The 19,555-nt window shown below is 69.2% G+C and carries 19 protein-coding genes; 13 read left to right on the top strand and 6 right to left on the bottom strand.

Translation table 11 applies throughout. From position 1 onward, the window contains the following. Nucleotides 1-65: 65 nt before the first annotated feature. The gene (locus tag ACPUER_RS30525) at nt 66-194 is read right to left on the bottom strand and encodes a hypothetical protein (RefSeq protein WP_258170483.1); all 129 of its coding nucleotides are present in this window, start codon (nt 192-194) and stop codon (nt 66-68) included. Between ACPUER_RS30525 and pyk the strand changes: the two genes are divergently transcribed. From pyk to ACPUER_RS30555, 6 genes are all read left to right on the top strand, one after another. Then, nucleotides 193-1,629 carry a pyruvate kinase gene (pyk, locus tag ACPUER_RS30530; RefSeq protein WP_175961967.1) on the top strand — a complete coding sequence of 479 codons (1,437 nt, stop codon included), beginning with the start codon at nt 193-195 and terminating at the stop codon, nt 1,627-1,629. The genes ACPUER_RS30525 and pyk overlap by 2 nt on opposite strands. Before the next feature lie 306 nt (nt 1,630-1,935). Continuing rightward, on the top strand, nt 1,936-3,000 hold the full coding sequence (fba, locus tag ACPUER_RS30535) for a class II fructose-bisphosphate aldolase (protein ID WP_034178916.1): 1,065 nt from the start codon (nt 1,936-1,938) through the stop codon (nt 2,998-3,000). Nucleotides 3,001-3,229: 229 nt separating this feature from the next. After that, on the top strand, nt 3,230-4,120 hold the full coding sequence (locus ACPUER_RS30540) for a phosphoribosylaminoimidazolesuccinocarboxamide synthase (RefSeq protein WP_034178915.1): 891 nt from the start codon (nt 3,230-3,232) through the stop codon (nt 4,118-4,120). Between the two features lie 114 nt (nt 4,121-4,234). Next, nucleotides 4,235-4,756, top strand: coding sequence for a 5-(carboxyamino)imidazole ribonucleotide mutase (gene purE / locus ACPUER_RS30545; RefSeq protein ID WP_310142336.1), 522 nt, complete (start codon nt 4,235-4,237; stop codon nt 4,754-4,756). Between the two features lie 81 nt (nt 4,757-4,837). Beyond that, on the top strand, nt 4,838-6,034 hold the full coding sequence (locus ACPUER_RS30550; RefSeq protein WP_425132935.1) for a 5-(carboxyamino)imidazole ribonucleotide synthase: 1,197 nt from the start codon (nt 4,838-4,840) through the stop codon (nt 6,032-6,034). Between the two features lie 11 nt (nt 6,035-6,045). After that, complete coding sequence (locus ACPUER_RS30555) at nt 6,046-7,074, top strand: L-threonylcarbamoyladenylate synthase (protein ID WP_425132936.1); 1,029 nt, start codon at nt 6,046-6,048, stop codon at nt 7,072-7,074. 191 nt (nt 7,075-7,265) lie between these two features. Here the strand turns inward: ACPUER_RS30555 and ACPUER_RS30560 are convergent, their stop codons facing one another. The 3 genes from ACPUER_RS30560 to dacB all read right to left on the bottom strand — a co-directional run bounded on the left by ACPUER_RS30560 (nt 7,266) and on the right by dacB (nt 11,336). Beyond that, nucleotides 7,266-8,402 carry an SGNH/GDSL hydrolase family protein gene (locus ACPUER_RS30560; RefSeq protein ID WP_175961963.1) on the bottom strand — a complete coding sequence of 379 codons (1,137 nt, stop codon included), beginning with the start codon at nt 8,400-8,402 and terminating at the stop codon, nt 7,266-7,268. 94 nt (nt 8,403-8,496) lie between these two features. After that, a complete protein-coding gene (locus tag ACPUER_RS30565) occupies nt 8,497-9,411 on the bottom strand; it encodes a sterol desaturase family protein (RefSeq protein ID WP_175961962.1) in 915 nt (304 codons plus the stop codon). A 392-nt stretch (nt 9,412-9,803) separates the two neighbouring features. Beyond that, entirely contained in the window at nt 9,804-11,336 is a 1,533-nt protein-coding gene (gene dacB / locus ACPUER_RS30570; protein WP_425132937.1) for a D-alanyl-D-alanine carboxypeptidase/D-alanyl-D-alanine endopeptidase, read from the bottom strand. A 201-nt stretch (nt 11,337-11,537) separates the two neighbouring features. On the opposite strand from dacB, the gene ACPUER_RS30575 reads away from it, so the two are divergent. The 6 genes from ACPUER_RS30575 to ACPUER_RS30600 all read left to right on the top strand — a co-directional run bounded on the left by ACPUER_RS30575 (nt 11,538) and on the right by ACPUER_RS30600 (nt 16,918). Beyond that, nucleotides 11,538-12,200 carry a response regulator gene (locus ACPUER_RS30575; RefSeq protein WP_009691805.1) on the top strand — a complete coding sequence of 221 codons (663 nt, stop codon included), beginning with the start codon at nt 11,538-11,540 and terminating at the stop codon, nt 12,198-12,200. Between the two features lie 3 nt (nt 12,201-12,203). Then, the gene (locus ACPUER_RS30580) at nt 12,204-13,550 is read left to right on the top strand and encodes an ATP-binding protein (protein ID WP_175961960.1); all 1,347 of its coding nucleotides are present in this window, start codon (nt 12,204-12,206) and stop codon (nt 13,548-13,550) included. 112 nt (nt 13,551-13,662) lie between these two features. Beyond that, on the top strand, nt 13,663-15,147 hold the full coding sequence (locus ACPUER_RS30585; protein WP_425132938.1) for a DegQ family serine endoprotease: 1,485 nt from the start codon (nt 13,663-13,665) through the stop codon (nt 15,145-15,147). 101 nt (nt 15,148-15,248) lie between these two features. Next, complete coding sequence (locus tag ACPUER_RS30590; protein ID WP_034178906.1) at nt 15,249-15,686, top strand: carboxypeptidase-like regulatory domain-containing protein; 438 nt, start codon at nt 15,249-15,251, stop codon at nt 15,684-15,686. A 136-nt stretch (nt 15,687-15,822) separates the two neighbouring features. After that, complete coding sequence (locus tag ACPUER_RS30595; RefSeq protein WP_175961958.1) at nt 15,823-16,182, top strand: DUF427 domain-containing protein; 360 nt, start codon at nt 15,823-15,825, stop codon at nt 16,180-16,182. Between the two features lie 28 nt (nt 16,183-16,210). Continuing rightward, nucleotides 16,211-16,918 (top strand): CoxG family protein, encoded by a 708-nt coding sequence (locus ACPUER_RS30600; RefSeq protein ID WP_175961957.1) that lies wholly within the window; start codon nt 16,211-16,213, stop codon nt 16,916-16,918. A 68-nt stretch (nt 16,919-16,986) separates the two neighbouring features. Here ACPUER_RS30600 and ACPUER_RS30605 read toward each other — a convergent pair whose 3' ends face one another. Next, nucleotides 16,987-17,991, bottom strand: a complete 1,005-nt coding sequence (locus tag ACPUER_RS30605; RefSeq protein ID WP_425132939.1) for a helix-turn-helix domain-containing protein — start codon at nt 17,989-17,991, stop codon at nt 16,987-16,989. A gap of 152 nt (nt 17,992-18,143) precedes the next feature. Between ACPUER_RS30605 and ACPUER_RS30610 the strand changes: the two genes are divergently transcribed. Then, a complete protein-coding gene (locus ACPUER_RS30610; RefSeq protein ID WP_175961955.1) occupies nt 18,144-18,797 on the top strand; it encodes a cysteine hydrolase family protein in 654 nt (217 codons plus the stop codon). A 109-nt stretch (nt 18,798-18,906) separates the two neighbouring features. Here the strand turns inward: ACPUER_RS30610 and ACPUER_RS30615 are convergent, their stop codons facing one another. After that, complete coding sequence (locus ACPUER_RS30615; protein ID WP_174419810.1) at nt 18,907-19,548, bottom strand: TetR family transcriptional regulator; 642 nt, start codon at nt 19,546-19,548, stop codon at nt 18,907-18,909. Between the last annotated feature and the right edge of the window lie 7 nt (nt 19,549-19,555).

Consider the following 19,555-nt stretch of genomic DNA (forward strand, 5'->3'; position numbering starts at 1 on the left):
CGGGCGAACACCGCCCCGCGCGCACCGGCGGCCGCCGGCGACGCGGCCGTGCAGCACCACGAGATTCAGAACAAAGCGATGCCGGGCGCAAGCACCGGCACGCCCTCCGGAACGGCCGCCGCTGGGCCCGCCGTGTCCGGCTCTCGCAGCGTTTCACCCAGCGCATCCACCTTGATCCAGATGAGGAGTTTCATGCAGCGCGCCACCAAGATAGTCGCCACGATCGGCCCGGCTTCCAGTTCGCCGGAGATTCTGCTGCAGATGATGCAGGCGGGCCTCGACGTCGTGCGGCTCAATTTTTCGCACGGCACGGCCGACGATCACCGCCAGCGCGCCGAGATGGTGCGCGAGGCCGCCCGCAAGGTCGGCCGCGAGATTGCGATCATGGCCGACCTCCAGGGCCCGAAGATCCGCGTCGGCAAGTTCGAGAACGGCAAGACCACGCTCGTGCCCGGTCAGCCGTTCATCCTCGACGCGGCCTGCGAACTCGGCAACGACGAGCGGGTCGGCCTCGACTACAAGGAACTGCCGCGCGACCTGAAGCCGGGCGACCTGCTGCTGCTGAACGACGGCCTGATCGTGCTGACCGTCGAGCGCGTGCTCGGCGACGAGATCCACACGATCGTCAAGGTGGGCGGCGAGCTGTCGAACAACAAGGGGATCAACCGCCAGGGCGGCGGCCTGTCGGCCCCTGCGCTGACCGCGAAGGACATGGAAGACATCCGCACCGCGATGTCGCTCGGCGCGGACCTGGTGGCGGTGTCGTTCCCGAAGAACGCGACCGACATGGAAATGGCGCGCCAGCTCGCGAACATCGCGGGCGCGCCGTACGGCATCAAGCCGAAGATGATCGCGAAGATCGAGCGCGCGGAGGCGATTCCGGCGCTGCAGAGCATTCTCGACGCGTCCGACGGCATCATGGTCGCGCGCGGCGACCTCGCGGTGGAAGTGGGCAACGCGGCCGTGCCTGCGCTGCAGAAGCGGATGATCCGGATGGCGCGCGAGTCGAACAAGCTCGTGATCACCGCGACGCAGATGATGGAATCGATGATCTACGCGCCGGTGCCGACCCGCGCGGAAGTGTCGGACGTCGCGAACGCGGTGCTCGACGGCACCGACGCGGTGATGCTGTCGGCCGAGACGGCCGCCGGCAAGTACCCGGTCGTCACGATCGAGACGATGGCGGCCGTGTGCGTCGAGGCGGAAAAGTCGGAACACGTCGAGCTGGACAAGGATTTCCTCGACCGCACGTTCACGCGGATCGACCAGTCGATCGCGATGGGCGCGCTGTTCACCGCGTACCACCTGGGCGCGAAGGCGATCATCGCGCTGACCGAATCGGGCGCGACCGCGCTGTGGATGTCGCGTCACTACACGCACGTGCCGATCTTCGCGCTGACGCCGCGCGTCGGCAGCGAGCGCACGATGGCGCTGTACCGCAACGTGACGCCGCTGCACGTCGACTTCAATAGCGACCGCGACTCGGCGCTGCAGGCGGCGCTCGAGCTCGTCGTCAAGCAGGGCTACGTGCAGCACGGCGACATGGTCGTGCTGACCGTCGGCGAACCGATGGGGCAGGCGGGCGGCACCAACACGCTGAAGATCGTGCGCGTCGGCGAGCACTATTGAGTCGAGCATTCGCCGGGCGCCTTGCCGGCGACCCGGGTCGATCGAACTCGATCCGGCACCGTTTTTCGCGCTAAAGCCGCGCGGGGTCCGAAGCCCCGCGCGGCTTTTTTTCTCTTTTTTGCCCGCATTGTGCCGTGCGAACGTAACAAATTGCGAGTGGGCGCCACCGGGCGGTCGGAATCGGAGGCGCTTCGCGATAAAATGCGGCTATTCGACGCTCAGCCGCGCCGCGCCGCCCCGGTTTGAACGAGGGCGGGTGCCGCGCCGGCGTCAGGGCGCACCGGTTTTCATTCAAGGAGTTCCACAATGCCTCTCGTATCAATGCGTCAATTGCTGGATCATGCGGCAGAGCACGGTTACGGCCTGCCGGCCTTCAACGTGAACAACCTGGAGCAGGTCCAGGCGATCATGGCGGCAGCGGACCAGGTCGGCGCGCCCGTGATCATGCAGGCATCGGCCGGCGCGCGTAAGTACGCGGGCGAGCCGTTCCTGCGCCACCTGATCGAAGCGGCGGTCGAGTCGTATCCGCACATCCCGGTCGTGATGCACCAGGATCACGGCCAGTCGCCGGCGGTCTGCATGGGCGCGATCCGCAGCGGCTTCACGAGCGTGATGATGGACGGTTCGCTCGAAGCCGACGGCAAGACGGTCGCGTCGTACGAGTACAACGTCGACGTGTCGCGCAAGGTCGTCGAGATGGCGCACTCGATCGGCGTGACGGTCGAAGCCGAACTCGGCGTGCTCGGCTCGCTCGAGACGATGAAGGGCGACAAGGAAGACGGCCACGGCGCGGAAGGCACGATGACCCGCGAGCAGCTGCTGACCGATCCGGAGCAGGCGGCCGATTTCGTGAAGCTCACGCAGTGCGATGCGCTTGCGATCGCGATCGGCACGTCGCACGGCGCGTACAAGTTCTCGAAGAAGCCGACGGGCGACATCCTGTCGATCCAGCGCATCAAGGAAATCCACGCGCGCATCCCGAACACGCACCTCGTGATGCACGGTTCGTCGTCGGTGCCGCAGGAGCTGCTGGAAGAAATCCGCCAGTTCGGCGGCGACATGAAGGAAACCTACGGCGTGCCGGTCGAGGAAATCCAGGAAGGCATCAAGCACGGCGTGCGCAAGATCAACATCGACACCGACCTGCGTCTTGCGATCACCGGCGCGATCCGCCGCTACCTGTTCGAGAACCCGGGCAAGTTCGATCCGCGCGACTACCTGAAGCCCGCGCGCGAAGCGGCGAAGCAGGTCTGTGTCGACCGCTACCTCGCGTTCGGCTGCGAAGGCCAGGCCGCGAAGATCAAGCCGGTGTCGCTCGACAAGATCGCCGAGCAGTACAAGTCCGGCGCGCTCGCGCAGGTCGTACGCTGAGACTGTAGTACGATTGCCCCGCCCGATTCTTCTGCAAGGCAGGGGCGGGCAGCCAGGCCGGATGTGATCCGGCCCCAGGCAGCCGTTCCGTCCGGCCGAACGAGGGCCGGCCGGCAACCGCCCGGGCACTGCCCGGCCGGTTCGCCGACGTATTGCAAGACCGCCGTTCCCGCCTGCCGCGGGGAACGGCGTTTCCCTTTTTGTTTGGCTCCTTATCTGCGAAAAGACGATGTCTACCCTTTACGAATCCACGCTCCGCTCGCTGCCGCTCCTCGGTCGCGGCAAGGTCCGCGATAACTACGCGGTCGGCAACGACAAGCTCCTGATCGTCACGACCGACCGCCTGTCGGCATTCGACGTGGTGATGGGCGAGCCGATTCCGAACAAGGGCCGCGTGCTGAATCAGATGGCGAACTTCTGGTTCGACAAGCTCGCGCACATCGTGCCGAACCACCTGACGGGCGACGCGCCGGAAGCGGTCGTCGCGGCCGACGAGGTCGAGCAGGTGACGGGCCGCGGCGTGGTCGTCAAGCGCCTCGAGCCGATCATGATCGAAGCGGTCGTGCGCGGCTATCTGGCCGGCAGCGGCTGGAAGGAATACCAGGCGTCGGGCGCCGTGTGCGGCGTACAGCTGCCGGAAGGCCTGCAGAACGCGCAGAAGCTGCCCGAGCCGATCTTCACGCCGGCCGCGAAGGCCGAGATGGGCGAGCACGACGAGAACATCACGTTCGAGGAAACCGAGCGCCGCATCGGCACCGAGCTGGCCGCGACGATCCGCGACATCTCGATCCGCCTGTACAAGGAAGCGGCCGACTACGCGGCGACGCGCGGCATCATCATCGCCGATACGAAGTTCGAATTCGGCCTCGACAACCACGGCAAGCTGTACCTGATGGACGAAGTGCTGACGGCCGATTCGTCGCGCTTCTGGCCGGCCGACCAGTACCAGGTCGGCACGAACCCGCCGTCGTTCGACAAGCAGTTCGTGCGCGACTGGCTCGAGGCGCAGCCGTGGGGCAAGACGGCGCCGGCGCCGGCGCTGCCGGCCGACGTCGTCGAAAAGACGGCCGCGAAGTACCAGGAAGCGCTCGAGCGCATCACCGGACAGTCGCTCGCCTGAGCGAGCTTTGCATGGGACCGGATGCGAAGCATGGGGCCGGAGTAAGTGCTGAAGCACCGACTCCGGCCGACATAAGTGCTGAAGCACTAACTCCGGTCGACAGGAACTGACGAAATGAGTGAAATTCAGACCGCCCATACGCACAGCGCGCCGCTCGTCGGCGTGCTGATGGGTTCGAGTTCCGACTGGGACGTGATGAAGCACGCGGTAGCGATCCTGCAGGAATTCGGCGTGCCGTACGAAGCGAAGGTGGTGTCCGCGCACCGGATGCCCGACGAGATGTTCGACTATGCGGAGAAGGCGCGCGAGCGCGGGCTGCGCGCGATCATCGCGGGCGCCGGCGGCGCCGCGCACCTGCCCGGCATGCTGGCCGCGAAAACCACGGTGCCGGTGCTCGGCGTGCCGGTCGCGAGCAAGTATCTGAAGGGTGTCGATTCGCTGCACTCGATCGTGCAGATGCCGAAGGGCGTGCCCGTCGCGACGTTCGCGATCGGCGAGGCCGGTGCCGCGAATGCCGCGCTGTTCGCGGTGTCGATCCTGTCCGGCACGTCGGCCGATTACGCGAACCGGCTCGCCGCGTTCCGCGTGCGCCAGAACGAAGCCGCGCACGCGATGGTGCTGCCGCCGCTGGAATGACGGCGCACCGGCGGCCGCGCGTCGCGGCTGCCTGATTCTTCCCACTGCGGCGGGCAGCGCCCGCCGCGACCGACCACTGACATGACCGCAACTCCTGATTCCGTTTCCCCGATCCTGCCCGGCGCGTGGCTGGGCATGGTCGGCGGCGGCCAGCTCGGCCGCATGTTCTGCTTTGCCGCCCAGTCGATGGGCTATCGCGTCGCCGTGCTCGATCCCGATCCGACGAGCCCCGCCGGCGCGGTCGCCGACCGCCATCTGCGTGCGGCCTACGACGACGAAGCCGCGCTCGCCGAACTGGCCGACCTGTGCGACGCGGTGTCGACGGAGTTCGAGAACGTGCCGGCCGCGAGCCTCGACTTCCTCGCGCGCACGACGTTCGTCGCGCCGGCCGGCCGTTGCGTCGCGGTCGCGCAGGACCGGATCGCGGAGAAGCGCTTCATCGAGGCGTCGGGCGTACCGGTCGCGCCGCACGTCGTGATCGAATCGTCGGCGGCGCTCGCCGCGCTCGACGATGCCGCGCTCGACGCGGTGCTGCCGGGCATCCTGAAGACGGCACGCCTCGGCTACGACGGCAAGGGCCAGGTGCGCGTGCGCACCGCGCAGGAAGCGCGCGACGCGCATGCGGCGCTCGGCGGCGTGCCGTGCGTGCTCGAGAAGCGCCTGCCGCTGAAATACGAAGTGTCGGCGCTGATCGCGCGCGGCGCGGACGGCCGCTCGGCCGCGTTTCCGCTCGCGCAGAACACGCACCACAACGGCATCCTCGCGCTGACGGTGGTGCCCGCACCGGCCGCCGATGCCGCGCGCATCGAAGAGGCGCAGCAGGCGGCCGTGCGGATCGCCGATACGCTCGGCTACGTCGGCGTGCTGTGCGTCGAATTCTTCGTGCTGGAAGACGGCTCGTTCGTCGCGAACGAGATGGCGCCGCGCCCGCACAACTCCGGCCACTACACGGTCGATGCGTGCGCAACGAGCCAGTTCGAGCAGCAGGTGCGCGCGATGACGCGCATGCCGCTCGGCAACCCGCGCCAGCATTCGCCGGCCGCGATGCTGAACATCCTCGGCGACGTGTGGTTCCCGAACGGTGCCGCGGCCGATGCCGTCACGCCGCCGTGGGACACGGTCGCGGCGATGCCGGCTGCGCACCTGCACCTGTACGGCAAGGAAGACGCGCGCGTCGGCCGCAAGATGGGGCACGTGAACTTCACGGCCCCGACGCGCGACGAAGCCGTCGCCGCGGCCACTGCGTGCGCACAGTTGCTGCGCGTGCCGCTCGACTGAGGCGCCAGCCGATGTCCATCGATCTCCCGAACTCCGTGACGCCCGCGCAGATCGACGCGGCCGCCGCGCTGCTCGACGCGGGGCAACTCGTCGCGTTCCCGACCGAAACCGTCTACGGGCTCGGCGGCGACGCGGCGAATCCCGAGGCCGTCGCGCGCATCTACGCGGCGAAAGGGCGGCCGGCGAACCATCCGGTGATCGTGCACCTGCCGCCCGGCGGCGATCCGGGCTACTGGGTCGAAGACCTGCCCGACGATGCGCGGAAGCTGATCGATGCGTTCTGGCCCGGCCCGCTGACGCTGATCCTGAAGCGCCATGCGCGCATTCCGGACGCCGTGAGCGGCGGGCAGGATTCGGTCGGGCTGCGCTGCCCGTCGCATCCGGTCGCGCAGGCGCTGCTGGCCGCGTTCAGCGCGCGGCGCGGCGGCCACGGCGGCGTGGCGGCGCCGTCCGCGAACCGGTTCGGCCATGTGAGCCCGACGACCGCGCAGCATGTACGCGACGAATTCGGCGACACCGTGCATGTGCTCGACGGCGGCGCATCCGAAGTCGGCATCGAATCGACGATCCTCGATCTGTCGCGCGGCTTCCCGGCGCTGCTGCGCCCGGGCCATGTGACGCCGCAGCAGATCGCCGACGTGCTCGGCCGCGCGCCGCGGCTGCCGGACGGCAGCGACGCGACCGCGCCGCGTGCGTCCGGCACGCTGAAGGCGCATTACGCGCCGCGCACGCCGCTCGCGCTGCTGCCGTTCGATGCGCTCGAGCCGCTGCTCGCGGCCGCGCAAACCGACGGCGAGCGCGTCGCGCTCGTTGCACGCGCGTCGCGCGCGGGACGCTGGGCGCAGGCCGACGGCGTGCATTTCATCGCGGCGCCGGAAGATCCGCAGGCCTATGCGCGCGACCTGTACGGGATGCTGCGTGAGCTCGACCGCGCGCAGGTCGCGCGCATTCTCGTCGAGAAGTTGCCCGAGACCGTCGAATGGATCGCCGTCAACGATCGCCTCGGTCGTGCTGCGGCCGCGTTCGAAGCACAGGGGTGAGCGCGGCAGCGCGGCACGTGCCGACGCCGTAGGTCGCTCGCCGACGAGCATGCATTGTGCGACGCGTCGGGATCGGAAAAACAAACGCCCGACCGGTGAACCCGGTCGGGCGTTTTCGCTTATGTTCGCGTTCGCTGGCGCGAAGCATCCGCCGTCCGGTCCGCAGCAGCTGCGCGGACCGGACGCGGGGCTTACTTGCCGACGCCGGTCGCCGCGATCTGCTTCTCGACGAACTGTGCGATCAGCTGACCCATGTGCGTCGACGGGTGGACCGTGTCGGCGAACATGTAGGTCTGGTCCGCGTTCGCGGTCGTATAGGTCTGCGGCGAGCAGAACAGCGACGAGCCGAATGCGGTCGGCATCGGCGCGCCGAACGCCTTCGCGGCGTTGATCATCGCCTGCAGGTTGCACGCGGTGCCGGTGTTCGACACCGTGAAGCCGTTCGCCTGGAAATTGGCCGTGATGCCATCCTGCCACGTGAAAATATCGAGCAGCGTGTACTTGGTCGTGTCGACCTTGAGCGCCTGCAGCGTCGCGACGAGTGTCTGATTGAACAGCCCCGACAGCTGCGTGAACGCCGCCTGCGTGCCGCCTGCCACGGCCAGTGGCGTGCCGCCGATGTCCGGCATGTTCGACACGAACACGTGCGTGCCGCCTGCCGCGACGATCTGCTGGACGATGCCTGCGTACTGCTGCGCGGCGAGCCCGATCGCCTGTGCCGCCGCGAGCTGCGCGGCCGGCGTGTTGCCCTGCGCCTGCGCGACTGCCGCTTGATAGAAGATGTCGTTCGCGCCGCCGTTGAGCAGCACGATCTGGCCCGTGTTGAAGCTGCCGTGCTGCGACAGGTACTGCTTGACCTGGTCGGCGATCGGCATCGTCGTCGCCTGCGCGTAGTCGGAATTCGGCACGCTCGCGTCCGCGTGGCCGATGCCCGGCTGCAGCGTGACGCGCGCGCCGCCCTGCGCGTAGCCGAGGCCGCCCGTGGCCTGCAGCGGAATGCCGAAGCCGCCCTGGTTCGCGGGCTGCAGCGTGTCGCCGTAGTAGGTCGCGACGAGCTGCGTCCACACCTGGCCCGGGTTGGTCGTGAAGCGGCCGCCGCCGAAGCCGAGCTTGATCTGCGAATAGGTGCCGGCGTCGGACAGGCTGTCGCCGAACGACACGACCTGCATCTTCACGCCGGAAGGCGGCGTATTTGACGCGCTGCTGTTGTTGTCGTCACCGCCGCCGCACGCGGCGAGCAGCGCGAGCGCGGCGCCCGCGATCGCGACCTGGGCGGTGCGCAGCAGGCGTTGCCGGATATGCGACGGGAATTGTTGTTGTGACTGCATCGTTCGATCTCCTCGTAGATATGGCCTGATGTGTTTCTCATCTGCCGCGTGCCTGCTCGGAACCGGGCTGCGCGGCGGCCGTTGGCTGAAACGGTTATTGGTCACGCGCGGCCGCAAGCGGCACGGTGCGCGGATCCTGGTTGGCGGCCTCGACGATCTGCGCATGATAAGCGCTCGCCCACTCGGGCGGGCCGAAAATCGCGCGCAGCTTGTTGCGCCATCCATCGACGCGCACCGCGTCGGCCGCCATCGACACCCACTCGTGGAACGTCGCGACGAGCGGGTTGTTCGAGCCGAGCCGCTCGACGATCCCGTACTGCGGCGGGTCGTCCGGCGTTTCCTCGACATAGCTGCCGAACAGGCGATCCCAGATCACCAGGACGCCTGCGTAATTGCGATCGATGTAGCGCGGGTTGCGCGCATGGTGCGCGCGGTGGATCGACGGCGTGTTGAGCACGTACTCGAGCCAGCCGAGCTTGCCGATCGCCTGCGTGTGCACGAAGAACTGGAACGCGAGGTTGATCAGCACGATGCCGACGACCTGTTGCGGCGGAAAGCCGGCGAACGCGAGCGGCAGCCAGAACACCCACATGCCCGCGACGGGGTACATCAGGCTCTGACGGAACGCGGTCGAGAAATTCATCCGCTCGGACGAGTGGTGCACGACGTGCGCGGCCCACAGCCAGCGCACGCGATGGCTCGCGCGATGGAACACGTAGTAGAGGAAGTCCTGCGCGACGAACAGCACCGCGAACGACAGCCAGCCGTCGTGCCACGTGAACAGGCGATAGTGCCGGTAGCAGTACGCATAGACGGGGATCACGAAGAGCCACGCGATCTTGTCCGCGCCCTGGTGCATCAGCGCGAGCGCCGCATTGCACAGCGTGTCGCGCCACGCATAGACGTGGTCCTGCGCACGTGTGCGGGCGAGGTGCCAGGCTTCCCATGCGATGCAGAGCAGGAAGACGGGCGCCAGCGCGAGCAGAAGCAATTCGACGTCGAATCGCATGGGCGTGTCTCCTCCTTTCCCCTGCAAGCCGTGAGGCCGGGCGCGTGGCCCGTTGTAGATATCGGTCAGGCCAACAGCCTACGCAATCGCCACGCGCTAGGCGAGGGGGCAGCGTAGAGGGTTCCCTCTGAGGACAGGGTTTCTACGGAAACCGTGCGGCGCGGGGCCGGGCGGTGCGGCCCCGTTTTACGGGCACGGCTGGCGTGCGGCGCATCGCGCGCCGGTGATGGCGTCCGTTTCAAACCGCGAACGGCGGGATTCCGTGGGCGGGGCGGCGGCAGGCCGCGCGGGCGGCCCGTCTGGGCTGCCCGATGCGCGGTGCCGCCCCGTAGCCAACGCACGCCGACGCCGACCGAGGGGCGGGGATGCGCCGCGTCGCGGCGCGCGAGCCGTCAGTGTGCGCCCGCGTAGATCCATTCGAGCAGCGAGTCGTGCGCGGCGCGCGCGCCTTCCGCGTGATCGTTGTTGATGAAGCTGACGACGACGTAGCTCTGGCCGTCGGCGCCGGCGACGTAGCCGGCGATCGCGCGCACGTCGCGCAGCGTGCCGGTCTTGATGTGCGCGTTGCCGAGCACGCCGGCGTTGGTGAGGCGGTTCTTCATCGTGCCGTCGATACCGGCGATCGGCAGCGAATCGACGAACGCCTGTGCGACCGGGCTCGCGTTCGCTGCCTGCAGCAGCGCGGCGAGTGACAGCGCGCTCACGTGCTCTTCGCGCGACAGCCCCGAGCCGTTTTCGAGCGCGAGGTCCGGCATCGCGATGCCGTTCTTCTGCAGGAACGCCTGGATCGCGCGGCTCGACTGCTCGGGCGTCGCGGGCGGCTTGCCGCTGACCGCGCCGATCGTCAGGAACAGGTTGCGCGCCATCACGTTGTTGCTGAACTTGTTGATGTCGTAGACGATGCTGCCGAGCACCGGGCTGTGATGCACGGCGACGGGCCGCGCGGTGGTCGGCACCTTGCCTTCGCTCACGGGCCCCGCGATCGTGCCGCCGTCCTGCCGCCACAGCGCGAGGAAGCCGCGCGCGAAGAACGTCGTGTGATCGAGGATCGCGAGGTTGGTGGTGCGCGCGCCGCAGCGCAGCGGATAGTCGCCGGCGAACGACGCCGTCATCATCCCGGCGCCGGCCGTCAGCGTCGGGCGCGCGGCCGCGGCGGCCGCGCTGCACGAGCCTGTGCCTTCGACCAGCTGGTTGTCGATCGACAGGTCCGCGAGCGGCGGCAGCACGTCGACGGCCACCTTGCCGTCGTCGCCCGGCGTGACCGTGAACGACACGGCCTTGAACGCGTACAGCAGCGGATCGGGGCCGACGTTGTACGGCGCGCTCACGTCGTCGTCGAACGACGGCAGGTCGCGCGTCGATGCCGCGAAATAGCTCTTGTCGAGCACGAGGCCGCCGGCCACGCGCTTGATGCCGGCCTTGCGGATCTTGTCGACGAGGTCGATCAGCTCTTCGGGCACGAGCTTCGGATCGCCGGTGCCCTTGATGTACAGGTTGCCCTGCAGCGTGCCGTCGGGGTCGACCGTGCCGTCCGTGTAGGCGGTCGTGCGCCAGCGGAAGTCGGGGCCGAGGATCGACAGGCCCGAGAAGGTCGTGACGAGCTTCATCGTCGACGCCGGCAGCATCGGCCGGCTCGCGTTCCACGCGATCAGCGGTTCCGGGTCGCCGACGCGCTCGACGACGACGCTCATCGCCGACGCCGGCACCTTCGCGCGCTGCAGCGCGACGAGCACGGATGCCGGCAGGCCGGCCGCACGCGCGGCGGGCGACACGACGGCGGTCTTGTGCGCTTCCTTGTGGAATTTCTTGCGGGCTTGCGCGGGCGGTGCGAAGGCCAGCGCGGTGCAGGTGGCGACGACGGCGGCTGCGCGCAGGCAGACTTGAGCGCGGGGGGCGAACCGGGCGGAAAGGGCGGAAATCGGCATGGACGAATACGGGTAAGCAGGGGCTCGGGCGGCGCGTGCGTCGCGCGCAAGCGCACATTGTAGAGACAAGTGGGCAAATGCCCGCCGAAATCGCGTGTCGTGCCGCATTGAGGCATCACTTTGCGGCGGGCATGCCGCGCAGGCGATTCGCGGCGCTACAATGATCGGCGTGTTTCACCCGACCCATGGATGCCTGTCCCGATGCGGATTCTGCTTGTCGAAGACGACCGAATGATTGCCGAGGGCGTGCGCAAGGCGCTGCGCTCGGACGGCTTTGCGGTCGACTGGGTGCAGGACGGCGACGCGGCGCTCACGGCGCTCGGCGGCGAGACGTACGACCTGCTGCTGCTCGACCTCGGCCTGCCGAAGCGCGACGGCATCGACGTACTGCGCACGCTGCGCGCACGCGGGTTGTCGCTGCCCGTGCTGATCGTCACCGCGCGCGACGCCATCGCCGATCGCGTGAAGGGGCTCGACGCGGGCGCCGACGATTACCTCGTCAAGCCGTTCGACCTCGACGAACTCGGCGCGCGGATGCGCGCGCTGATCCGCCGCCAGGCCGGGCGCAGCGAGTCGCTGATCCGCCACGGCGCGCTGACGCTCGATCCCGCTTCGCACCAGGTGACGCTCGACGGCGCGCCCGTCGCGCTGTCCGCGCGCGAGTTCGCGCTGCTCGAGGCGCTGCTCGCACGGCCCGGCGCGGTGCTGTCGAAGAGCCAGCTCGAGGAAAAGATGTACGGCTGGGGCGAGGAGATCGGCAGCAACACGGTCGAGGTCTACATCCACGCACTGCGCAAGAAGCTCGGCTCGGACCTGATTCGCAACGTGCGCGGGCTCGGCTACATGGTCGTCAAGGAAAGCTGACGCGTGAGGTCGATTCGTCATCAATTGCTGATCTGGCTGCTCGCGATCGTCGTCGCCGGCGTCGGCCTCGCCGGCTGGCTGATCTACCGGCAGGCGCTCGCCGAGGCGAACGAGCTGTTCGACTACCAGCTGCAGGAAATCGCCGCGGCGCTGCCGTCCGAGCCGTTCTCGCAGGTGTTCGGCTCGCGGACCAACGGCGACGAAGGCATCGTGATCCAGATCTGGAACCGCAACGGCGTGCTGATGTACTTCTCGCATCCGCGCGCGCCGATCGCGCCGCGCGCGGAGCTCGGCTTCTCGACCGAGCGCACCGATCGCGGCGAATGGCGCGTGTACGGCGCGATCGTCGGCGACAACGTCGTGCAGCTCGCGCAGCCGCTGTCGGTGCGCAACCGGCTCGCGGCGAACGTCGCGCTGCGCACGCTGTGGCCGTTGATCGTGCTGCTGCCGTTCCTCGGCGCGGCCGTGTGGGTGATCGTCGGGCGCGGGCTGGCGCCGCTCGGCCGCGTGACGCGCGCGGTCGAGGCGCGCCGGCCGGAAGCGCTCGATCCGCTGCCCGACGAGCGACTGCCGCTCGAGGTGCAGCCGCTCGTGCGCGCGCTGAACGGGCTGCTCGCGCGGCTGTCGGCCGCGCTCGACACGCAGAAGGCGTTCGTGGCCGATGCCGCGCACGAACTGCGCACGCCGCTCGCGGCCGTGCAGATCCAGGCGCAGCTCGTCGCCCGCGCGAAGGACGACGCGTCGCGCCGCGAGGCGGTCGCGGATCTCCAGGACGGCGTCACGCGCGCGACGCGCCTCGCGGAGCAGTTGCTCGCGCTCGCCCGCGCCGAGCCGGACGGCGCGACGATGCGCGAGCCGGTCGACCTGCAGGCGCTGCTGGCCGAATGCGTGGCCGCGCATGCGCCGCTCGCGCAGCGGCGCGACATCGATCTCGGCTTCGAGGAGACACGCGCGGCGAGCGTCGTCGCGGACGTCGGCGCACTGCGCGTGATGTTCGGCAACCTGCTCGACAACGCGGTGAAGTACACGCCGGACGGCGGCCGCATCGACGTGTCGCTGACCTCCGACGCGGCCGGCCGCGCGTGCGTCCAGATCGGCGACAGCGGGCCCGGCATCCCTGCCGACGAGCGCGAGCGCGTGTTCGACCGCTTCTACCGCGACAGCTCCGCGCGGGCGCGCGCCGACTTGTCGGGCAGCGGGCTCGGGCTCGCGATCGTCAAGCGCGTGGCGGCGCAGCAGGGCGCGACGGTGTCGCTCGGCGACGCGGCCGCGGGCGGCCTGCTCGTCAGCGTCGTGTTCCGCGACGCCGAGATGCCGGCCGAGGCGCCGCAGCAGTCCGAATCCGTGTGAAGAACGCTGTCGGACGGGCCTTGCCGGCCCGCTTAAGCGCCGCTTAAGGCTGATTAAGCCTCCTTTAAGTCAGGGTCGTTACGCTGCGTCCTAACAAAGAGGAGGTCCTACGATGAACACCCGATTCCTTGCGCGCGGCGCCGTCGCGGTCGCCGTGGCGGCCGCCCTGTCGGCCGGTTACTTTGCCGGCACCCGCCGCGCCGATCCGCAGATCATCACGCCCGCGCAGGCCGCCGCGCTGATGCCGGCCGAAGCGGCCGCGAAGACCGGCATCCCCGATTTCTCCGGGCTCGTCGAGACCTACGGCCCGGCGGTCGTGAACATCAGCGCGAAGCACGTCGTGAAGCAGGTGGCGCGGCGCGTGCCGCAGCCGCAGCTGCCGATCGATCCGAGCGACCCGTTCTACCAGTTCTTCAAGCACTTCTACGGCCAGGTGCCGGGCATGGGCGGCGACGCGCAGCCGGACGACCAGCCGAGCGCGAGCCTCGGTTCCGGGTTCGTGATCAGTTCCGACGGGTACATCCTCACCAATGCGCACGTGGTCGACGGCGCGAACGTCGTCACGGTCAGGCTGACCGACAAGCGCGAATACAAGGCGAAGGTCGTCGGCTCGGACAAGCAGTCCGACGTCGCGGTGCTGAAGATCGACGCGAGCGGGCTGCCGACCGTGAAGATCGGCGATCCGGCGCAGAGCAAGGTCGGCCAGTGGGTCGTCGCGATCGGTTCGCCGTACGGCTTCGACAACACGGTCACGTCGGGGATCATCAGCGCGAAGTCGCGCGCGCTGCCGGACGAGAACTACACGCCGTTCATCCAGACCGACGTGCCGGTGAACCCCGGCAACTCGGGCGGCCCGCTGTTCAACCTGCAGGGCGAGGTGATCGGCATCAACTCGATGATCTACTCGCAGACGGGCGGCTTCCAGGGCTTGTCGTTCGCGATCCCGATCAACGAGGCGATCAAGGTGAAGGACGAGCTCGTGAAGACGGGCCACGTGAGCCGCGGCCGCCTCGGCGTCGCCGTGCAGGGGCTGAACCAGACGCTCGCGAGCTCGTTCGGGCTGCAGAAGCCGGACGGCGCGCTCGTCAGCTCCGTCGATTCGAACGGTCCGGCCGCGAAGGCGGGCCTGCAGCCGGGCGACGTGATCCTGTCGGTCAACGGCTCGCCGGTCGCCGATTCGACGTCGCTGCCCGCGCAGATCGCTAACCTGAAGCCGGGTTCGAAGGCCGACCTGCAGATCTGGCGCGACAAGTCGAAGAAGTCGATCAGCGTGACGCTCGGCGCGATGGCCGATGCGAAACTCGCGTCGAACGACGGCGGGCCGGTCGAGCAGGGCCGCCTGGGCGTCGCGGTGCGTCCGCTGTCGCCGCAGGAGCGCAGCGCCAGCAACCTGTCGCACGGGCTGATCGTGCAGCAGGCCGGCGGGCCGGCCGCCAACGCGGGCATCCAGCCCGGCGACGTGATCCTCGCGGTCAACGGCCGCCCGGTCACGAGCCCCGAGCAGTTGCGCGACGCGGTGAAGGGCGCGGGCAACAGTCTTGCTCTGCTGATCCAGCGCGATAATGCACAGATCTTCGTGCCGGTCGACCTGAGCTGACCGGCGACGGCCGACGGCCGGCCAGGCCGGCCGCGGCGGGCGCCGCCGTCCGACCCCGTGGCGTGGTGCCCCGTATGTGTTCCGACCCAAAGGAGAGAGCCATGCAATATCTACGCAACGTGTCCCGATTTGCCGTCGCCGCGGCGTTGGCCGCCGGCCTCGCAGCCGGCGCGACCGGCGCGTACGCGCAGTCGGACGGTTTGCCCGCCGCGCGCCAGCAGGGCGACGTCACCTTCGTGTCCGGCGGCATCGGGCTGGACGAATCGACGGCGTTCCAGCGCAACGAGGCGAAGTGGCCGCTGGCGCTGCGCTTCACCGGCAAGGGCGGCGAATTCCTGGCCGACGTCCATGTGCGGATCGTCGACGGCAAGGGTGCAGAAGTGCTGAAAACCGACACGCGCGGGCCGTACATGCTCGTGCAGGTGCCGCCGGGGCGCTATACGGTGCAGGCGTCGTACCAGGGTAGCGACGAATCCCGTACCGTCACGGTCGGCGCGAAGGGCGGCGCGAAAGCCGCGTTCCAGTGGAGCGCGCAGTAGCCGGCCGCACGCGGCCCCCGCCCGGGTTGCGCAATCGGACGAAGTTTCGCCCATAATGAAAGCCACGGCATTCGTGCCGTGGCTTTTTTCGTTTCCTGTCACCGGCCGGCCTGCCGGGCCGCCCGAAGGAGAAACGATGTCAGACGCCGCCGCCCCTCACCTTGAAATCGTGCCGAACCGCCATCGCGTGCGCGTGATCCACCGCGGCATCACGTATGCCGATTCGCACGGCGTGCTGACCGTGCGGGAAGCGGGGCTGCCGGACGTCCATTACCTGCCGCGCGGCGACGTCAACATGCGCCGGCTCGTGAAGTCGGGCGTGACGAGCGCCTGCCCGTTCAGGGGCGAAGCCGTGCATTTCGACTTGCAGACGGAAGACGGCGTGATCGAGAACGCCGCATGGAGTTACGAGAAACCGAAGGCGGCCGTTGCCGCGCTTGCGCACTACGTCGCCTTCGATGTCGCACGGATCGACAGTCTCGTCGAGACGTCCTGATGCGGCGCGCGTTCATCGGGGAGACATCATGGAACTGAACGACACGTTACGCGTCCCGCTCGCGCCGCCTGTCGTGCGGGAGGCCTTCGAGGATCCCGCATTGCTGCGGGCGAGCTTCGACCATTGCGAATCGTTCGTGAAGCTCGCGCACGGCGAGTTCGCGCTGACGATCACGGTGCCGCTCGGCCCGCTGCGCGCACACTACGACGTGCGTGCGCATGCGGCCGGCGAGCAGGGTGACGCGGAAGGGCGGCCGCGCCGCGTGATCAATTTCAAGGCGCGGGCCGACGGCCTCGGCGCGCTGCGCGGCCAGGTCGAACTGGTGCTGCTGCCCGATGACGATGCGAACGCCACAAGCATCGAGTACGTGGTCTGGGCGACGGCGAGCGGGCCGCTCGCCGAGTTGCCGGCGCGGCAGATCGAGAATGCGCTGCGCGAGTGGACCGACGATTTCTTCCGCGAGTTCTGCGCGGTCGTGCAGGCGAAGCACGGCCTCGCGCCGAATCGCGCGAACCCGGCCGCACAGCGGCGCCAGCATGTGTTCCTGCGGCCGGCGTCGCTGATGGCCGCGACGAAGCGTCCGCTGCCGCCGCACGTTGGCGGCGCGCCGACCGGGCGTGCGGCCAGCGTGCTTCATCATCGCGGTGCCGGCACGGTGCCCGTCTGGGCATGGGCGGCGATGATCGTGTTCGTCGCGCTGCTGCTTTATGCGGCGCGCTGGATCAACGGCGGCTGAGCGGCAGAGCGGCCGAGCACCGCCGGTTTCGCTTCACGGCCCGCCCACCCCCGGGCGCGCGGCGGGCATTACTGCCTCGCAACAGCATCGGCACCGGCTCCGGTGCCGCGGAATTCCCTTCGATACGCAGACGGCGACGTACCGAGCGCGCCCGCGAAATGCTGGCGCAGCGACACGCTCGACCCGTAGCCGGCCGCCTGCGCGATCGCGTCGATCGATTGTCCGGTGGTTTCCAGCAGATGCTGCGCGCGCGCGAGCCGCTCGACCTGCAGCCACGCGGTGACGGTCGTGCCGGTCGCCTGGCGGAAGTGGCGCGTGAACGTGCGCCGGCTCATCAGCACGCGTTCGGCGAGCGAATCGACGCTGTGCGCGGCGTCGAGGTGCGCGCGCACCCAGTCGAGCAGGCCCGCGAGCCGCGCATCGCGCGGGTGCGCGGCGACGGGCTGCGGCACGTACTGGGCCTGCCCGCCCTGGCGGTGCGGCGGGATCACGAGGCGGCGCGCGATCCGGTTCGCGGCATCCGAGCCGAAGCGCCGCCGCACGACGTGCAGGCAGCAGTCGAGCCCCGCGGCCGTGCCGGCCGACGTCATCAGGTTGCCGTCGTCCACGTACAGCACGTCGGGATCGAGCTTCACGCGCGGAAAGCGTTGCGCGAAGTCGTCGGCCCACGCCCAGTGCGTGGTGGCCGGGCGGCCGTCGAGCAGGCCGGCCGCGGCGAGCACGTACGCGCCGAGGCACAGCCCGACGAGTTGCGCGCCGCGTGCGGCGACCGCGCGCACCGCGTCGAGCAGTTCGTCGGGCGGCGCTTCGTCCGGGTCGCGCCACGCCGGCACGATGACGATGTCCGCGTCGTCGAGTGCGTCGAGCCCGTACGGCGCGGTGATCGTGAAGCCGCCCGTCGTCGCGAGCGGGCCGCGCTCGGCCGAGCAGACGCGAAACTCGAACGCCGGCGACGCGGCCGCGTCGCGTTCCTTGCCGAACACGACGGACGGCACCGACAGGTGGAACGGGCTGATGCCGTCGTATGCGATCACGGCGACGACGGTCGGGGCGGGTGACGCGACGGCGGTCATGACGGGCTCCGGAATGGCAATGGCCCAATTTTATCGAAGAATGGCTATCGGGCCACTGTCCGCGCGTGCGAGGCGGCCCGACAATGCATCGCATCGCGCCGCTGGCCGTCCCGTTCCGGGGCGGGGCCGCGCGTCAGGACCAGGAGCCATCCATGTCGAACACCGCCTCGCATACCACTTCCCGCCGCGCGCTGATCGTGATCGACGTCCAGAACGAATACGTGACGGGCAACCTGCCGATCGAGTATCCGCCGCTCGACGTGTCGCTCGCGAACATTGGCCGCGCGATCGACGCCGCGCATGCGGCCGGCGTGCCCGTGATCGTCGTCCAGCATGTCGCGCCGGCCGGCGCGCCGATCTTCGCGCCCGGCACCGACGGTGTCGCGCTGCACGCGGTCGTCGCCGGCCGCCCGTACGCGCACCTGATCGAGAAGGCGCAGGCGAGCTCGTTCGCCGGGACCGATCTTGCTGCATGGCTCGACGCGCACGGGATCGACACGCTCGCGGTGGCCGGCTACATGACGCACAACTGCAATGCGTCGACGGTCTATCACGCGGCGCACGCGGGACTGAACGTCGAGTACCTCGAGGATGCGACGGGCGCGTTGCCGTACGAGAACGAAGCGGGCGCGGCGAGCGCCGAAGAGATTCACCGCGCGTACACGGTGGTGTTCCAGTCGAATTTCGCGGCCGTGATGTCGACCGACGCGTGGATCGCCGGGCTGGCCGGCGCGCCGATGCCGAAGCGCGATTCGGTGGCTGCGTCGAACCGGCGGGCTCGCGCGGATCGCGCGAAGGCGGCCTGAGCCGGCCGCAGAGACGGAGGCGGGCAGTGCATTGCCGCGACTGTTGCACGGCCCGGCCCGGCTCGCCGATCGATGACAATGAAACGGCGCGCGGGCACCCGCCGTGCCGTCAGTCTCTTTCCTTCAGCATCGCCGGGCTGTAGCGCAGCATGTCGAAGCAGCCGTCGACGAGCTTTTCCGCATGCTGCTCGGCGTCGATCTCGTCGGGCAGCATCAGCATGTCGCGCACGAAGCCGCTGACGAGCGTGTGCAGCATCAGCGTCGCGCGCCACGTATCGAGCCGCTCGGGCAGCAGCTTGAGCCGCACGGCGACCGCGAGATCGGCGTCGATCATGTGCAGCGCCTCGCTCATCCCCGCGCGGTTGCGCTGCAGCAGCGGCTCCATGTCCGCGACGTATTCGCACTTCATGAACAGGATGCTGAACACGCGCCGTAACTGCGAGTCGCGCTGCACGCCGAGCAGGCACCAGATCAGGATCTTGCGGATCTTCTCGAGCGGATTGCCGCCCGGTGCGTCGAGCGGCATCCGCTTCAGCTCGTCGATCGGCAGGAACACGCGGTCGAACATCGCGTCGAACAGCTCGCTCTTGTTCGCAAAATGCCAGTAGATCGCGCCGCGCGTGACGCCGGCGTGCTGGGCGATGTCCGCGAGCGACGTGTGCGACACGCCCTTCTCGAAGAACACGTGTTCGGCGGCATCGAGAATGCGATTGCGCGTCTCGAGCGCCTCCTCCTTGGTACGTCTGACCATGTGCAGG

It is taken from the genome of Burkholderia sp. DN3021, from assembly GCF_049805555.1.
Taxonomy (GTDB): Bacteria; Pseudomonadota; Gammaproteobacteria; order Burkholderiales; family Burkholderiaceae; genus Burkholderia; species Burkholderia pyrrocinia_C.

What these genes read in the sequence shown, in the direction of transcription:
- ACPUER_RS30615 (WP_174419810.1), bottom strand. Translation starts at nt 19,548, where the DNA reads ATGGTCAGACGTACCAAGGAGGAGGCGCTCGAGACGCGCAATCGCATT.
- purE (WP_310142336.1), top strand. Translation starts at nt 4,235, where the DNA reads ATGAGTGAAATTCAGACCGCCCATACGCACAGCGCGCCGCTCGTCGGC.
- ACPUER_RS30590 (WP_034178906.1), top strand. Translation starts at nt 15,249, where the DNA reads ATGCAATATCTACGCAACGTGTCCCGATTTGCCGTCGCCGCGGCGTTG.
- ACPUER_RS30550 (WP_425132935.1), top strand. Translation starts at nt 4,838, where the DNA reads ATGACCGCAACTCCTGATTCCGTTTCCCCGATCCTGCCCGGCGCGTGG.
- ACPUER_RS30610 (WP_175961955.1), top strand. Translation starts at nt 18,144, where the DNA reads ATGTCGAACACCGCCTCGCATACCACTTCCCGCCGCGCGCTGATCGTG.
- ACPUER_RS30600 (WP_175961957.1), top strand. Translation starts at nt 16,211, where the DNA reads ATGGAACTGAACGACACGTTACGCGTCCCGCTCGCGCCGCCTGTCGTG.
- ACPUER_RS30565 (WP_175961962.1), bottom strand. Translation starts at nt 9,411, where the DNA reads ATGCGATTCGACGTCGAATTGCTTCTGCTCGCGCTGGCGCCCGTCTTC.
- ACPUER_RS30560 (WP_175961963.1), bottom strand. Translation starts at nt 8,402, where the DNA reads ATGCAGTCACAACAACAATTCCCGTCGCATATCCGGCAACGCCTGCTG.
- dacB (WP_425132937.1), bottom strand. Translation starts at nt 11,336, where the DNA reads ATGCCGATTTCCGCCCTTTCCGCCCGGTTCGCCCCCCGCGCTCAAGTC.
- pyk (WP_175961967.1), top strand. Translation starts at nt 193, where the DNA reads ATGCAGCGCGCCACCAAGATAGTCGCCACGATCGGCCCGGCTTCCAGT.
- fba (WP_034178916.1), top strand. Translation starts at nt 1,936, where the DNA reads ATGCCTCTCGTATCAATGCGTCAATTGCTGGATCATGCGGCAGAGCAC.
- ACPUER_RS30575 (WP_009691805.1), top strand. Translation starts at nt 11,538, where the DNA reads ATGCGGATTCTGCTTGTCGAAGACGACCGAATGATTGCCGAGGGCGTG.
- ACPUER_RS30525 (WP_258170483.1), bottom strand. Translation starts at nt 194, where the DNA reads ATGAAACTCCTCATCTGGATCAAGGTGGATGCGCTGGGTGAAACGCTG.
- ACPUER_RS30555 (WP_425132936.1), top strand. Translation starts at nt 6,046, where the DNA reads ATGTCCATCGATCTCCCGAACTCCGTGACGCCCGCGCAGATCGACGCG.
- ACPUER_RS30595 (WP_175961958.1), top strand. Translation starts at nt 15,823, where the DNA reads ATGTCAGACGCCGCCGCCCCTCACCTTGAAATCGTGCCGAACCGCCAT.
- ACPUER_RS30540 (WP_034178915.1), top strand. Translation starts at nt 3,230, where the DNA reads ATGTCTACCCTTTACGAATCCACGCTCCGCTCGCTGCCGCTCCTCGGT.
- ACPUER_RS30585 (WP_425132938.1), top strand. Translation starts at nt 13,663, where the DNA reads ATGAACACCCGATTCCTTGCGCGCGGCGCCGTCGCGGTCGCCGTGGCG.
- ACPUER_RS30605 (WP_425132939.1), bottom strand. Translation starts at nt 17,991, where the DNA reads ATGACCGCCGTCGCGTCACCCGCCCCGACCGTCGTCGCCGTGATCGCA.